Below are 14356 nucleotides of genomic sequence, written 5' to 3'. Positions count from 1 at the left end.
CTCACCATGAGGGTTCAAGATTTAGCCGCACAGAAAGTCCTCATCCTGAGGGGACGCCGCAGGCGGCCGTCTCGAAGGATGGCCGCACAAAGACTGCAGGCCCAATCTCTTTCTTCATATGCGATAGCCCTACGCGCGACCCGGTGGCTTTGCCCGCCCTACGATGCGTTGACCGCAGGGCACGAACTTTGTAGGGCGGATTAGCGAAGCGTAATCCGCCGTTACGCACCGGTCGGCGCAATACGCGGAGTTTATCATCGGGCGCGCATTCGCGCGACCGGTTGGCTATTGCGCCCTACGCATTGTGCCGTCCTTCAAAAATCATCCAACACCGGCGGGTCGAACCAGTTCGTCAGCGACAACCCGCCATCGACCACGATCGCGGCGCCGGTGACATAGGCCGACACCCGGTTCGACAACACCGCCAGCGCCATTGGCGCGAGGTCTTCGCCGCGGCCGAGACGGCCGAGCGGGATGTGTCGCGCCAAAGCCGGCTCGGCGACGAAGCCTCCGGCGGCGATGGCGCCGGGCACCAGCGCATTGACACGGATTCCAAAGCGGCCGAACGTCTTGGCCAATTCCTTCACCAGCATCGCGAGTGCGGCTTTGGCGGTCGCGTAATGCGGCAGGTTGCGCGGCGTGCCGGCGTGCAGCGAGGTCAGGAACAGAAACGAGCCGGGCTGATGCGCGGCGATCAATTGTCGCGCGAGTTCGCGGGCGAGGTGAAAACCGGCATCGACATTGACCGCGCGCATCTCCTCCCACGTCTCGTCGCTGACCGCGAGCGCATGATCGGCCTCGCGCCGCGGCGGCGATGCGCTGTGAACGAAATGCGTTATCTGTCCGACGGCAGAACGCGCCTCCGCCAGCAGCGCATCGCAGGCACTGCGTTTTGAGAGATCGCCGACCCAGGGCACGCCCAGTTCGGGACGCGGCGAGGTATTGACCGCCGCCGTAACCGTCTCGCGATTCACATCGGCGAACACGGTGCGCACACCTTCGCCGACCAGCGCTTGCGCGATCGCGCGTCCGATGCCGTTTCCCGCACCGGTCACCAGCGCCGCCTCGCGCGTAGAATCGAATGGCTTGTCGAATAGACTCATATGGCCGGACTCCCGATAAATCCGAATCTGCCGTCGGTGCCGGCAGCGCGGTTCAGTGGCCTTTCTAGCACAGGATTGCCAGCCGATTCGTGAGCCCCTGGAGGGGCATAACTGCCCAATTGCACCCCACCGGGCTTCCCTGTAGAACGGCCACCATCCGCTGCGGCTGTAGCGTTCATCGATGCTTGCCGAGGGGTAAATGCGGCGTTTTTATCAGGGTGCTATGGCATGCGGGTTGCTGCTGTTGCTGGGCGCCTGCGCCAAGACCACCGCCTTCGAGCCCCAGGATCAGACCCTCGACGCGCGGCTCTCGCGAATCTATTTCTTTCGCAAGGCCGGGACCGTCGCGGACGCGGGCGGCATAGCGACCGCCGAGGTCAGGGTCGACGGCAAAGTCATCGGCTCGCTGGTTCCGGGCACCACCCTCTACATCATTGCCGATCGCGCGCAGGGACCCCACAAGCTCACCGTTCACCGCGCCGGCGAGTCGGCCGGTTTCGAGGCCGATGCCCAGATCGAAGATGCGACATCGCATTATTTCGAAATCGGGCCGGTGGTGGATGCAAACATCGATCAGGCCAAGCTCGATGCCATGGGGCTCAAGGGACGCCCGATGCCGGGCCGCTTTGTGGCGAGCACGCCCTTCATGCTCTATGCGCTGGATCCGATCGCCGGCGCCGGCGTGATCACCCGATTGAAATCCGAACCCTCGCTGCGCCTCGAGCCTCCGTCCTGCGAAACATCGCCGCTACCCAACGCGCCCAACCAGCTTCCGGAGTGTTAACCAGACCACCGCATGAAAGCCGGCAGGAAATCAGAAGAAATCCGCAAGAAATCCGCTCGCCCAAAAAATTGTCATAATCCTTTTCGAAATAAAATTCGTTCGAGAAGGAGAACCTCACATGCGGATCGCTCATCTGATCTTCGCGGGTTCGATCGCCGCCCTCGCTATACTGACGGCGCCCGCGCTGGCGAAGAATTCCAATACCCAGAAGACCGACGACACCTCAGCTTCAACGGTCTCATCCCCTTGCCACGCCTACCAGCAGGCTCCCGACGGATCCTGGAATCCGGTATCCTGCCAGGAGGTCGGGGCCCCGTCGCAGGCGCAGACGCAACACAGGCCGGCAAGCCAGGGTTCGAACGAAGACGCGCGGTGAGTATGCGCCGGGTGTGACAACGCCGGCGCACATATTCAGTGTCGTCCCTGCGTGCGCAGGGACGACGGTGGTGGGGATGCCGACACGGCCCCTACCCCACCTACCCCCACCCCAAAATTTGCAACTTCCGTTTGAACGCGATTGCGCCGGGATGCGACTGCTGGTGAGCCTAGCCATCAGGGGGAGCACGCATGGCCGATCAGCAAACGCGAACGCCCGGGACCACCCACAATGCGGTGGTCTCTTTATTGTTGCCCTGCCTGCTGATCGGCAACTTCCTCTGGTGCGTACTGACGCCGGCGCATGAATATCAGATGCGATCCGACCAGATGCTGACCATGGGGCTCGATCTCCTGGGACTGCTCGGCGTGATCGGCCTGCGGAAATCCATCCCGACGCCGCTGTTCTGGTGTGCCCTGGTGGCGGGCATCGGCCTATTGGCACTGCGCCTCAACGGCGATGCCGGCTGGTGGACCGGTCATCTCGTCTATTCGCTGTCGCGCCGATGAGCGCTGTGACGCGCGCCATCGGGTCGCCTGTTGCATGACGTGCGGCGACCCGATCCATACGTGCTCCAGAGCCTTATCGGTTCTGATTGAATCAGAACCTGGCTCTGGTTTTTATTTTGACGCGTTTTCTTCACGCGAACCGGTATCCACTTCGCTCGAAAACGCTTTAGTACCCGACCGTGAAACGCTGACGCGAATGAGCCGGCTTTTCGATCTCGTCGGCGAGCGCAATCGCGTAGTCCTCGAACGAGATGTTGCTGCCTTTGTCGTTGCTCAGCAGTTGATCGCGGCCGAGACGGAATTTGCCGGTGCGCTCGCCGGGCACGAACACGGCGGCCGGCGACAAATAAGTCCAGTCGAGATCGGATTGCTGACGCAGCAGATCGAGGAATACCCCGCCGGCCGTGGCTTCGGCTCTATAGATCTCGGGAAATTGCGGGGTATCGATCAGCTTCACGCCGGGCGCCACTTCAAGACTGCCGGCGCCGCCGACCACGAGATAGCGGGGAGCTTTTGCTTCCCGGACCGCCGCGATCAGCTTGTGCGGATCGCTGGCGGTGAAATGCACCGAGGAGATGACGGCGTCGTGGCCCTTGATGGCAGTGACGAGACCGGCGACGTCATCCGCATCGGCCTTCACGGGCGTCACGCCCGGCAGCGCCGGGACTTTCTGCGGATTGCGGGCGATCGCCGTCACGGCATGTCCGCGGCGCGACAGTTCGGCGAGGATGCGCGAGCCGGCATTGCCGGTGGCGCCGATCAGGGCAATTTTCATCAGGTACTCCATTTCGTCTGGTTTCAGTTCGGGGGATTTCACTTTGGAGGATCGAGGTGGTAACTATTTGCTACCAACTAGTCGATCGCTATATTGCTGTGAAGAAGGCACCTTTGCGTAAGCTGGTTACCTCCGGGAAACCGTCAAGCAACCGATCGAAAAACCGTCGTGAGAAACCCATCGCGAAATTGCCTTCAAATCTATCAGCAAATCTATCAGGGAGACTGCCGATGAAGACCGCCTGCCCCAACCCGAATGCCTATGCCGCGACCTGTCCGACGCGGCTGGTGCTGGACCGGGTGGCCGATAAATGGGCCGTGCTGATCCTGGGGCTGCTGGCCGACGAACCGGTGCGGTTCAACGGGCTTCGCCGGCTGATCGAGGGCATCTCGCAGAAAATGCTGTCGCAGACCCTCAAAAGTCTGGAACGCGACGGCCTGGTCAGCCGCAAGGCGATCCCCACCGTGCCGGTCACGGTCGAATATTCGATCACGCCTTTGGGGCGGACATTGTCCGCGACGGTGGATAGTTTGCGGGTATGGGCAGAAACCCATATCGACAAGGTGCTAAAAGCGCAGAAGCAATATGATGCCGGGGTGCAGCGGAGGGCCGCCTGAGCCCGCGGTGCCATCGACAGAGCGCCAAAGCCGCCAGGAGAGTTCATGACGTCAGCGAAGGTTAATCTCGTCAGCCACCCGCTCGTGCAGCACAAGCTCACGCTGATGCGCGAACGCGACCGCTCGATCAAGGGCTTTCGCGAACTGCTGAACGAGATCGGCACACTGCTCTGCTATGAAGTCACCGCCGACTTGCCGCTTGAAATGGTCGAGATCGAGACGCCTTTGACGCCGATGAAGGCGCCAATGATCGCCGGCAAGAAACTGACTTTCGCGCCGATCCTGCGCGCCGGTGTCGGCTTTCTCGACGGCATGCTGGCGCTGGTGCCATCGGCCCGCGTCGCGCATATAGGGCTCTACCGCGATCCGCAGACGCTGCAAGCGGTGGAGTATTTCTTCAAGGCGCCGCATGATCTGTCGGACCGCACGGTGATCCTGATGGACCCGATGCTCGCGACCGGCAATTCCGCCTGTGCGGCGGCTTCCCTGCTCAAGACGCGCGGCGCCCGCGATATCCGCTTTGTCTGCCTACTTGCGGCGCCCGAGGGCATTGCGCAGTTCCAGCTTGAACATCCCGATGTGCCGATCTGGACCGCGGCGATCGACGAGCGGCTGAACGATCACGGCTACATCCTGCCGGGCCTCGGCGACGCCGGCGATCGGATGTTCGGCACGAAATAATCGGCAGATCCTGAATCAGGGCTCCAGCCCGGACTCGCGTAGCGCCGGCGCTACTTCCGGCGACGCGAGGAATTTCAGCAGCCGGTCGGCGTGAACAGGGTTTTTCGATGCCGCCATCCGTCCGGCAGAAAACACTGCAGGGTTCTGCAGATGCAGCGGGACCGGTCCGACGACTTCGATGCCCGCGACCAGTTTCAATTCGCTGATCTGCTGGACCGCCAGATCAGCCTCACCGGTCAAGAGTCGTTCCGCGGTAAAACCCTGGCGAACGATCGAGGCGCGGGCATTGATCTCGGCGGCGATCCCCATCCGCTCGATCAGTTGCGCGAAGAAAATGCCGCTGGCGCCGAGGCCCGAATAGGCGACCGAACGCGCAGCCAGCAACGCTGCGCGAAACGCCGGCTCGGTCGCAATATCGGGATGATGAGCACCGGCCTTGACCGCGAGGCCGACGAAAGAGCGCGCGAGATCGACGCAGCTTTCCGCCACCACTGCTCCCTCAGCCCTGAGGCCATCGAGCCCTTCACGCGTCAGGATCACGACGTCGGCAGTTTCGCCGGCGCGCAGGCGCCCCAGCAGCGGCACCGTCGGCGCAAAATCGGCATCGATGCCCGCGCCCGCCTCCGCTTGGTATCGCGCCGCGAGGCTGAGGACCGCGCCCTTCAGGGCAAGCGTCGAAAGCAATCGAACCGTGTTCTGCATCCGCAAATCCCTTGGCGCGGCCGGCTGCGAAGGCTGCGCTGCATCTGCGGCGGCTTCTAGCACAGGTGCCAGGGTCCTTAAATGCGGGCCCTCAAACGCTCTGCCCTGAAACGCATTGATCCGCCAAAGCTTTCGCCTTGGCGGATCAGATGACGGCCCGGACACCATAAGGGGTCCGGGCTATATTTCGAATGCGTTAGGCTGCGGCCGCCTTGGCGGTCGGAACCGACGCGATCGTCTTCAGGATCTGGGAAGCGATCTGGTAGGGGTCGCCTTGGGAGTTCGGGCGGCGATCTTCCAGATAGCCCTTGTAGCCGCTATTGGCGAAGCTGTGGGGCACGCGGATCGACGCGCCGCGGTCCGCGATGCCGTAGCTGAACTGATGGATCGAAGCGGTTTCGTGCTTGCCGGTCAGCCGCAGATGGTTGTCCGGGCCGTACACCGCGATGTGTTCTTCGCGGTTGGTTTCGAACGCCTTCATCAGCTTCTCGAAATACTCCTTGCCGCCGACTTCACGCATATAGGTGGTGGAGAAGTTGGCGTGCATGCCCGAGCCGTTCCAGTCGGTGTCGCCGAGCGGCTTGCAGTGATATTCGATGTCGATTTCGTATTTCTCGGTCAGCCGCTGCATCAGATAGCGGGCCATCCACATTTCGTCAGCGGCCTTCTTGGAGCCTTTGCCGAAAATCTGGAATTCCCACTGGCCCTTCGCGACTTCGGCGTTGATGCCTTCATGGTTGATGCCGGCGAAGAGGCACAGATCAAGGTGCTTCTCGACGATCTCGCGGGCGACCGAACCGACGTTCGAATAGCCGACGCCGGTGTAATACGGGCCCTGCGGCGCCGGATAGCCGGCGGTCGGGAAGCCGAGCGGACGGCCGTCCTTGTAGAAGAAATATTCCTGCTCGAAGCCAAACCAGGCGCCGGCGTCGTCGAGGATGGTAGCGCGCTTGTTGGTGGCGTGCGGGGTCTTGCCATCGGGCATCATGACTTCGCACATCACCAGCGCGCCGTTGGTGCGCGCACCGTCCGGATAAACCGCGACCGGCTTCAGCACGCAATCGGAGCTGTGCCCCTCGGCCTGCAGCGTCGAACTTCCATCGAAGCCCCACAGCGGGAGCTGCTCCAGCGTCGGAAACGCATCAAATTCCTTGATCTGCGTTTTGCCGCGCAGATTCGGCGTCGGCGTGTATCCGTCGAGCCAGATATACTCGAGCTTATACTTTGTCATTGAGCCTCTCATGAGTTGATGATGCGAAAGATGGGAGACCGAAGCCTATTGGCCACCACCACGTACCCGGCCACCATCGGCCGGTTCTTACCAAGCAATTAAAGTGCCAATCGCTGCAGTGCGGTACGATAGCCCTGATGGGCGGATCGGGTCGACCGCGAGCCGGTCGACGGTCTCTTAAACGTATTTGTGGGTGCGGCAAAGCCGCGCAGTTCGCATTCTCCATGGGGTCGGCGACCACCCCGCAAAAGCCCAAATCACGCCTGTTTCCGTGGCAATCGCCGATCCGGTCCGTCGGCGCGATTAAAGCAGCGCCAATCCCGGGCAACAATTCCAAAGATAACGGCCCGTCCTCGCAACCTCTGCGATGGCCTAAGCGTTAGCCAGCCAGCATCTGCTTCCCAGCGTGCAAAGCCGGAAATGCCTACATTTTACACATCAAATGATTTCTCTTTGATCAGGTTGCACGAGCGGAGTGCAGGGACGATATCGATTTCAGTAACCAGCCGAGAACGAGTCGGGCGCAGCATGAGTTAAGCGCGTCGCGACAATCAGGAGATACAGATGAATACGAGTTTGAATCACGGGTCCGCCAAGATCTACCAATTCCCTGTCGGAGGCCGTGCGGCCTTCGGGGGGCGCCGCCTTGAGGAAACCAGGACGTCCACCGATCTCAGCCCATCGCGCATCAGCGAAGCGGCCGTCGGCGGTAGCTGGTATCACGAAGCGGCCATCCAGGAATCCAACACCAAGCCGGTGCGTGAGAGCTGATGCCAGCCGCAGGCGCTATGCCGATGCACCTGTTATCACCGGTGCGATACGAACTGCAAAAGGGTCGAAACCAAAAGTTTCGGCCCTTTTTATTTCCTTCAGCTCTTTACGACAGCTCGCATGCCGTGACCGGCCGCCGGGCCTGCCTGACCGTTACACCGGCTTTGCTCATCATCAGTGTGACGCCGTCGCCGGAATAGCGTGAGCCGGAGAGACCGACGCGCTTTTTGAGCGTCACCGCCTCGCCGCCGATCTGCAGATGCGCCCGCGTATCGTATTTGAAAAAGCCGACGATAAATTTAGTGCCATCGGCGCAATGATAGCTCTCGAAGGTCTGCGCCAGCGCCGGCGATGAACCGGTTACACCGCCCGCAATAACAAGCGCCGCCCCGATAATGACGGTCCTGTACCCATTCATGTTTCGCCCCCGCGGTATTCACCCCGCCGGATCACATCCGAAGGGTACGGGGCATGGAATAGCTGCGCGAGGCGCGACTGTACAGACCGCACCGCAGCCAGCGATACGCCGCACGATGAAGGCCTTGAAAACCTTTACGCCGCGGCTTCCATTTCCGCATCGAGGTCGGCAATGACGTCTTCGAAGGCCGAGATGGCCTGCTGGACGGCGGCGATCTGCATCAACTCCGAACCGCTGACCGGCCCGTTGCGATTTTGCAGCGCCACCACCAAATCCCGCCGTTGCTCCTTGAGCTGAACGAGCGGCAGACCGTGGTCAGGCAGATATTTCATCATGATGCTTTCCAGCCCCTGGATCGAACACCATCGAGTTATAGCCGGACGGTTCTGCATTCCGCTTACAAAAGTCGCGCAAATTTTAGCGATTAAGACCGGACAAACCCGGGCGAACACTCCCTTGGCTGCGGCGCGCCGATAATTGAATTGAAAAGAGCCTGGGCCACGCCCGCAGTCGCCCATTCGCTGGTATGGAGTTGGCCGCCGTCGTCCAGTTCTGGAAGCGCAAACCCATCATCAAGCCAGCGCTGCATCAAGGCAAAGCGACGAAACACGTTGACGTTCGCTCGCCTGCCGATGGTCGATATGCTGGACACCATCTCTATGGACGATGCGATCTTGTCAGCCCCCACGAGGGCCCGCGTGTACTGTAAATCCATTAGCACCACATCCATCGGCAGATCGGCCAGCCAATCCAATCCGACCGCAATCGCCGTGGTCACATCCTTGGGGTCATAGTCCAGGTTGCGGTAAATCGCGTTGGTGCCGACCTGCCAGATCGCAAGCGTGGGCGCTTCGGCGATGACGTCGGACTCAAAACGCGACAACTCTTCGGGGGCCTCCTGCCCTCCGATCCCGCGGTTGAGGACGTCGATCATCCGGCCTTGGAATGTTTGGCGCAACACCAATTCCAGCCTGGGCGGATACGGCAAAATCCGATCAACGCCTGCCGTCGATGACGATCCGATAGCGACGACCTTGATTTTTCGCTGGCGCTTGAGCGCCCTCCTCAAATGCGGAAGTGGATGGTCAAAATCGAGGAGTTCGGGATGAAGATTGGGCCGTGATGGGTCAGGCATCTGAAGCTCCCGAATATCGGACCGTGGGATCAATCCCTCGTGAGCCGATACTTATGAGCCTATACTTGAGTGTGATCTTCCGCAGCATTGCAAACGAATATTGTGGGGCGATAGTAGCCCCCTCGCCTGTACCCCGGAGACTTAATCATGGACGGAAAAGTTGTTATCGTCACCGGCGCTTCGGGCGCGCTTGGCAAGGTGGTTGCGGAGGTGGCGCTGGCGCGGGGGGCGCGGGTCGCCGGCGTGGATCACGCACCGACCGAGATCGCGGCGACGGAACAACGGATCGACATCGGCGGCGTCGATCTCACCGATGCAGCCCAGGCCAAAAAAGCCATTGACGCCATCGCGTCGCATTTCGGCGCGATCCATGCGCTGATTAATATCGCCGGCGGCTTTGCATTTGAGGCGGTGGCCGAAGGCGATCCCCGGACCTGGCAGCGCATGTATGCGCTCAACGTGCTTACCGCGCTCAATGCCTCGCGATCGGCGCTGCCTCACCTCGCCGCTTCCACTGCCGGGCGGATCGTCAATGTCGGCGCGATGGGCGCGCTGCAGGCCGGCGCCGGCATGGGTGCCTATGCCGCGTCAAAAGCGGGCGTACATCGCCTCACCGAGGCACTTGCCGCCGAATGGAAGGGCCGCATCACCGTCAATGCCGTGTTGCCCTCGACCATCGATACAGCGGCGAACCGCGCCAGCATGCCGAAAGCGGATTTCGCGAAATGGGTCAGCCCGGAAGAACTGGCCAACGTGATCCTGTTTCTGGCAAGCGATGCCGCCAGTGCCGTCACCGGCGCGTTGATACCGGTCAGCGGCCGGGTTTAGACGGGCCTAAGCCGCAGCTGGGACACCTTTTCCCTATTCTCCTACGATGTTATATTCTGGAAATGACAACCGCCGAAGATATCGAAAAAGCCGTCGAGCAGTTGCCGGCCCCTGAGTTGGCCCGCTTTCGTGCCTGGTTCGAGATGTTTGACGCCGACCGATTCGACGCAGCTATCGAGCGCGATGCAAACGCCGGCAGGCTCGAGGCCTTTGCCGAAGAAGCCCTCGCGGCATATCGCGCAGGGCAATCTCGAGACTTGTGAGACACACCGCTTCACCAAAATTCTGGGCAGCGTATGAGGCATTACCACCCTCCATTCAGGGGCTGGCTGACGCCAACTTTGCATTGCTCAAAAGCAACCCGCGCCACCCATCTCTTCAATTCAAAAGGTCGGGCGATATTGGTCAGTCCGAGTCGGTTTGCGGTATCGCGCTCTCGCCGTTGAAATAGACGATGCTTATCTCTGGTTTTGGATCGGATCTCACGCCGACTATGATCGGCTTGTCGGATAGGCTGTACAGCCGTAAATTTTCGCGCCCGCAGCCCCCGCGGCGGGATTTAGCCGCTCCTGGCACGGCTTGATCGAATCATGCTGAAGGCGCGGATGGCGATCCGGGCTAAACTCAGACACTGAGTCGCAGGCGCCGCATCGGAGTTCCCTTGGAAACCGCGCTTTATCTGCCCGTCAAACGCTTCCTCGAAAAGCTCGGCTTCACGGTCAAGGGCGAAGTCGGCGGCTGCGATCTGGTCGCGCTGAGCGGCGACGATCCGCCCATTGTGGTGATCGGTGAGTTGAAGCTCACCTTCAATCTCGAACTGGTATTGCAGGCGGTCGATCGCGCCGCCGCCGCTGACGAAGTCTGGCTTGCCGCCAAATTCTCCGCGCGCGGCAAGGGACGCGAGAGCGACGCACGCTATCGCAATCTGTGCCGCCGGCTCGGCTTTGGCATGCTCGCCGTCACCAATACCGGCGATGTCGAGGTGATCGTGCAGCCCGCCACGGCCAGCCCACGCCGCAACCCGAAGAAGCGCTCACGCCTTGTCAGCGAGCACCGGCGGCGCAAGGGCGATCCGGCGATGGGCGGCAGCACGCGCTCACCGATCATGACCGCCTACCGCCAGCAGGCGCTGGCCTGCGCATCGGCGCTGTCGCAGGGGCCACGGCGGGTACGTGACCTCAAGCCGGAAATGCCCGATGCGGCGAAGATTCTGCAGCACAATGTATACGGCTGGTTCGATCGCGCCGAGCGCGGCATCTACGTCCTGACCGATGCCGGACACGCCGCGCTAAAGCGCTGGCCGCAGCAGCCGATCGACTTTGCAGGCGCCGGAGATTCAATTCCCTAAAAATACCGGCGATCCACACGGGAGGATGGAATGATCGTGGTGACCGGAAGCGTGACGGCGCGACAAGATTCCTTCGATGAGATCCGCCGATTAAGTCTCGAGCACGTGCATCGCTCGCGAAAGGAAAACGGCTGCATTTCGCACGCTGTGCACGTCGATTGCGAGAATCCGCTGCGGCTGGTGTTCATCGAACAGTGGGCAGATAGGGCCGCGTTGCAGGCGCATTTCGCTGTCACCGCCTCACGCGACTTCGTCCGTGCGCTGCAACCACTTGTCGCGACCAGCCCGACGCTCGAGATTTATGACGCTACGAGACTCGAAGGCCTCTAAATCTGTGAACGCATGGCTGGCTTGCCATACGAATTTCATATTGCAATGCAACATGAGGGCAACTAGGTATTCCCCGTCACACGAGAGGCCCCAATGAGCGAAGACTGGAATACCAAATATGGAACGCGGCGCGTTCGTCGCGATCCTCCGACGCTGGAAGAAGCTATTTTTGCAGCAGTCGGCATCACCGACGATCAGAACGAACAGGCTGAAATCGCCGCTTCGCTCATGGGACTGCCGATCGAAACCGTGACCGCCGAAGTCAAGAGGGCCAACCGCTTGACGGCGCGGTCCACGACCCGCGTGATCGCCGGCGAACAGGGCGCGCAGCGCTCCGTTGTGGTCGAACGCCGGGTGATCCGGAAATTTGGCAACGACAAGCGCACCGGGACTTAGAGCCTTATCGGTTCTGATTGATTCAGAACCGGCTCTAATCTTTTGTTTGACGCGTTTTCTTCACGCGAACCAGTATCCACGGAGCCTGTCATCGGCGCGCGTTCACGCGACCCGTTGGCGTTGAAAACGCTACGCCCGCACCCCGCTCTGGCAATTCGCGTGATCCAGAATCAGCGAATTGCCGCCAAAGCGACGCCGGGTCAGGCGGTTCGTCCCCAGCCATACATTTGTAACAGCCACTTCCAATAGGCCCGGTTAAGGCTTGTCATCGCGTGCGCCGCATCGAACGGTGTCGCGATCGCAAGCCTTCCTGTCTCAGGCCTAACGGATTCAAGTTCCGGCTGCGGTTGTGGCGTCAGATCGATGGTGCCGGTGGATTCGCCGTGGCGGAATGTCAGATGCGCGCCGAACTTGCCGGCAAGCGCGCGCATTGCCCGGTTTTGTGCGCCCGTCGTCACCCGCAACGACCGGTAACCTCTCGATCGCGCCTCGGCGATCAGCTTGCGAAACAGGATGCTGCCGACGCCCTGGCGCCGCACGCTCGCCTCCACGCTGAAAGCGACCTCCGGCACCGCGCCGGTAGACTCATCGGGTGGATGCAACTCCGCGGCCCCACGCACGACGCCATCTTGGATATAGGCGATGATGACAGTGCCATCGTCGGCACACTTCGCGGCGTAGCGTTCGATGAAGCTGTCATCGAGGAAGCCGTGAAAGCGATCACGGCGGCTTTCCGCGTCGAGCCGCAACAGATGGTCGCGTAACAGCGGCAATTCCTCCTGCTGGCGCAGGGTCCGAACCATACCCTTGGCGGGCGCTGTCCGGATATCGTCTTGGTAGCTCACGTCAAAAACTCCTCTTGGATAGCCCTCGAGGAGGCGTCGAATCCCTAGGCTTCAAATATTGTGCATCGCAGCATGAAATTCAAGGCCGGTTCCCGCCTCAAATAGCGGCACCGCGTCCCCGAAAATTAACGTTTCGGCGGCATCGACAGCGTTAAGATTTCCTTGACCTTTGCAGCGCTTGGCAAATGAATTGCAAAGCCGGATTGAGCCGGAGCTTCGGCTCACGGATTTCTGGAGGTCCATCGTGCCTATCGTGCTCGATACCTGTTCTTCAGTTCCGGATCGACGGCTTGCCGTTTGGCAGGACATCGTCTGCGACACCTTTGTCGGACTGGATTGCCGGTCCGATATGGATGACCGGTTCTGGGGATCGGTATCGCAGACGATGATCGGACCGGTCTCATCGACGCGCGTCGAGTCCTGTGCACAGCGGGTGCTGCGCACACCGTCCCGAATTTCGCGCGCCAGCGATGATTTTGTGCTGGTGGCCGTGGGAACCAGCGGCGTGAACGGCGTGTTTCAGGACGGCCGCGAAGCTGTGATGTCATCAGGTCAATTCGTTATCTACGACACCACCCGCCCCTACGAATTGCGCTTCGACGACAGCTTCACGCAAACGGTTTTCCAGATACCGCGGAAACTTCTGCACCAGCGCGTCGGCTCATTCGATACGTTGACCGCGACCACTTTTTCCGGCGAACGACCGCTTGAGCGGCTGGCTTATGAATTCCTGCTCGGCATGAGCAAAACAATCGACGAGATCGATAGTGCGACTGCAACGCGTTTGCTGGATCAGGCGCTCGATCTCGTGGCGATGGCCTTCGCCGACAGGATGCAGCAACATTCATCGGATCTGTCGTTTCACCGGTCCGCGCTGCTGTATCGCCTCAAGAATTATATCCTGACCCATCTGCGCGATTCCGAATTGTCGGTGCCGCGCGCCGCCGCCGCCATTGGAATCTCGCCGCGCTATGCCAGCGATCTGATGGCTTCCGAACAGACCTCGTTCCGCAGTTATGTCCAGATGCAACGCCTGGAGCGATGCAAGCGCGATCTGTCGGACCCCGCTCACATGGCCCGGCACATCAGCGACATCGCCTTTGGCTGGGGTTTTAACGATCTCGCCCATTTCAGCCGCATCTTCAAACAAAAGTTCGGCGCCTCGCCGCGCGAATGGCGCGAGCACCCGACGCATTAAGGCGTAACCCATAAATTTGGCGTGGTCGGCAGAGGTTCGCTTTGATGCGCATAACATCACGCACCAAACGCGCGGAGGCCTATCCGACCCGGCCGATTACGCTGATCATACCGTAACCGATGTCATTGTTCGCGACGCTATTGAATGAACTGATCACGACGGCGACCTGACCGGTCTCGACTCGCGATGGCGCGCTAAAACCGGCTACGCCTGCGAGCGAAGCAACAAGGGACACGTTTATAGCAAGTCTTTCATAACTCTTTTCCCTGGAGGATTTTCCCGAGAAGAGAAGTACGCCAGGCCTCCGCT

Annotated in this window: 21 protein-coding genes and 2 pseudogenes; 13 read left to right on the top strand and 10 right to left on the bottom strand. The window is 60.8% G+C overall.

What is annotated here, in order from left to right; genetic code table 11:
- Positions 1–314: 314 nt before the first annotated feature.
- On the bottom strand, positions 315–1103 hold the full coding sequence (locus HB676_RS33455; protein WP_213742786.1) for an SDR family oxidoreductase: 789 nt from the start codon (positions 1101–1103) through the stop codon (positions 315–317).
- Positions 1104–1302: 199 nt separating this feature from the next.
- Here HB676_RS33455 and HB676_RS33450 point away from each other — a divergent pair, with 199 nt between their 5' ends.
- The 3 genes from HB676_RS33450 (at position 1303) to HB676_RS33440 (ending at position 2772) form a co-directional block, all read left to right on the top strand.
- Positions 1303–1887 carry a hypothetical protein gene (locus HB676_RS33450; protein WP_213742785.1) on the top strand — a complete coding sequence of 195 codons (585 nt, stop codon included), beginning with the start codon at positions 1303–1305 and terminating at the stop codon, positions 1885–1887.
- Between the two features lie 118 nt (positions 1888–2005).
- Positions 2006–2263, top strand: a complete 258-nt coding sequence (locus tag HB676_RS33445; RefSeq protein ID WP_213742784.1) for a hypothetical protein — start codon at positions 2006–2008, stop codon at positions 2261–2263.
- A gap of 191 nt (positions 2264–2454) precedes the next feature.
- Positions 2455–2772 carry a hypothetical protein gene (locus tag HB676_RS33440; RefSeq protein ID WP_213742783.1) on the top strand — a complete coding sequence of 106 codons (318 nt, stop codon included), beginning with the start codon at positions 2455–2457 and terminating at the stop codon, positions 2770–2772.
- A gap of 166 nt (positions 2773–2938) precedes the next feature.
- Here the strand turns inward: HB676_RS33440 and HB676_RS33435 are convergent, their stop codons facing one another.
- Complete coding sequence (locus HB676_RS33435) at positions 2939–3550, bottom strand: NAD(P)-dependent oxidoreductase (protein WP_213742788.1); 612 nt, start codon at positions 3548–3550, stop codon at positions 2939–2941.
- Between the two features lie 227 nt (positions 3551–3777).
- Here HB676_RS33435 and HB676_RS33430 point away from each other — a divergent pair, with 227 nt between their 5' ends.
- On the top strand, positions 3778–4164 hold the full coding sequence (locus HB676_RS33430; RefSeq protein ID WP_213742782.1) for a helix-turn-helix domain-containing protein: 387 nt from the start codon (positions 3778–3780) through the stop codon (positions 4162–4164).
- 45 nt (positions 4165–4209) lie between these two features.
- A complete protein-coding gene (gene upp / locus HB676_RS33425; RefSeq protein WP_213742781.1) occupies positions 4210–4845 on the top strand; it encodes a uracil phosphoribosyltransferase in 636 nt (211 codons plus the stop codon).
- A 15-nt stretch (positions 4846–4860) separates the two neighbouring features.
- On the opposite strand, the gene HB676_RS33420 is transcribed toward upp, so the two are convergent.
- Together HB676_RS33420 and HB676_RS33415 are read right to left on the bottom strand one after the other, a co-directional pair.
- Positions 4861–5547, bottom strand: coding sequence for a substrate-binding domain-containing protein (locus HB676_RS33420; RefSeq protein ID WP_213742780.1), 687 nt, complete (start codon positions 5545–5547; stop codon positions 4861–4863).
- A gap of 196 nt (positions 5548–5743) precedes the next feature.
- A complete protein-coding gene (locus HB676_RS33415) occupies positions 5744–6778 on the bottom strand; it encodes a glutamine synthetase beta-grasp domain-containing protein (protein ID WP_213742779.1) in 1035 nt (344 codons plus the stop codon).
- Positions 6779–7342: 564 nt separating this feature from the next.
- On the opposite strand from HB676_RS33415, the gene HB676_RS33410 reads away from it, so the two are divergent.
- Positions 7343–7549, top strand: a complete 207-nt coding sequence (locus HB676_RS33410; protein WP_213742778.1) for a DUF2735 domain-containing protein — start codon at positions 7343–7345, stop codon at positions 7547–7549.
- Between the two features lie 106 nt (positions 7550–7655).
- On the opposite strand, the gene HB676_RS33405 is transcribed toward HB676_RS33410, so the two are convergent.
- The 3 genes from HB676_RS33405 to HB676_RS33395 form a co-directional block, all read right to left on the bottom strand.
- Complete coding sequence (locus tag HB676_RS33405; protein WP_213742777.1) at positions 7656–7967, bottom strand: MliC family protein; 312 nt, start codon at positions 7965–7967, stop codon at positions 7656–7658.
- A 134-nt stretch (positions 7968–8101) separates the two neighbouring features.
- The gene (locus tag HB676_RS33400) at positions 8102–8302 is read right to left on the bottom strand and encodes a hypothetical protein (protein ID WP_213742776.1); all 201 of its coding nucleotides are present in this window, start codon (positions 8300–8302) and stop codon (positions 8102–8104) included.
- An 89-nt stretch (positions 8303–8391) separates the two neighbouring features.
- Positions 8392–9102, bottom strand: a complete 711-nt coding sequence (locus HB676_RS33395) for an SGNH/GDSL hydrolase family protein (RefSeq protein WP_213742775.1) — start codon at positions 9100–9102, stop codon at positions 8392–8394.
- 147 nt (positions 9103–9249) lie between these two features.
- Here HB676_RS33395 and fabG point away from each other — a divergent pair, with 147 nt between their 5' ends.
- From fabG to HB676_RS33370, 6 genes and pseudogenes are all read left to right on the top strand, one after another.
- Complete coding sequence (gene fabG, locus HB676_RS33390) at positions 9250–9930, top strand: 3-oxoacyl-ACP reductase FabG (RefSeq protein ID WP_213742774.1); 681 nt, start codon at positions 9250–9252, stop codon at positions 9928–9930.
- 62 nt (positions 9931–9992) lie between these two features.
- Positions 9993–10193, top strand: a complete 201-nt coding sequence (locus HB676_RS33385) for a hypothetical protein (RefSeq protein ID WP_213742773.1) — start codon at positions 9993–9995, stop codon at positions 10191–10193.
- A pseudogene (locus tag HB676_RS34005) lies at positions 10190–10443 on the top strand (hypothetical protein). Before HB676_RS33385 ends, HB676_RS34005 begins: the two are co-directional and overlap by 4 nt.
- Positions 10444–10591: 148 nt before the next feature.
- A complete protein-coding gene (locus HB676_RS33380; RefSeq protein ID WP_213742772.1) occupies positions 10592–11278 on the top strand; it encodes a DUF2161 family putative PD-(D/E)XK-type phosphodiesterase in 687 nt (228 codons plus the stop codon).
- A 30-nt stretch (positions 11279–11308) separates the two neighbouring features.
- The gene (locus HB676_RS33375) at positions 11309–11608 is read left to right on the top strand and encodes a putative quinol monooxygenase (RefSeq protein WP_213742771.1); all 300 of its coding nucleotides are present in this window, start codon (positions 11309–11311) and stop codon (positions 11606–11608) included.
- Between the two features lie 93 nt (positions 11609–11701).
- Positions 11702–12004, top strand: a complete 303-nt coding sequence (locus HB676_RS33370) for a hypothetical protein (RefSeq protein WP_213742770.1) — start codon at positions 11702–11704, stop codon at positions 12002–12004.
- Positions 12005–12204: 200 nt separating this feature from the next.
- On the opposite strand, the gene HB676_RS33365 is transcribed toward HB676_RS33370, so the two are convergent.
- Positions 12205–12807, bottom strand: coding sequence for a GNAT family N-acetyltransferase (locus tag HB676_RS33365; protein WP_213742787.1), 603 nt, complete (start codon positions 12805–12807; stop codon positions 12205–12207).
- Between the two features lie 93 nt (positions 12808–12900).
- Positions 12901–13092: a hypothetical protein gene (locus HB676_RS33360; RefSeq protein WP_213742769.1), complete on the bottom strand. Its 192-nt coding sequence runs from the start codon at positions 13090–13092 to the stop codon at positions 12901–12903.
- Between the two features lies 1 nt (position 13093).
- Here HB676_RS33360 and HB676_RS33355 point away from each other — a divergent pair, with 1 nt between their 5' ends.
- The gene (locus tag HB676_RS33355) at positions 13094–14047 is read left to right on the top strand and encodes a helix-turn-helix domain-containing protein (RefSeq protein ID WP_346347484.1); all 954 of its coding nucleotides are present in this window, start codon (positions 13094–13096) and stop codon (positions 14045–14047) included.
- A 79-nt stretch (positions 14048–14126) separates the two neighbouring features.
- Here HB676_RS33355 and HB676_RS33350 read toward each other — a convergent pair.
- A pseudogene (locus HB676_RS33350) lies at positions 14127–14356 on the bottom strand (hypothetical protein); the annotation flags it as partial.

It is taken from the genome of Bradyrhizobium sp. dw_411 (assembly GCF_018449695.1).
GTDB lineage: Bacteria > Pseudomonadota > Alphaproteobacteria > Rhizobiales > Xanthobacteraceae > Bradyrhizobium.
Note: the sequence above shows the minus strand (reverse complement) of the source record. Positions and strands in the feature narration are given on the sequence as shown.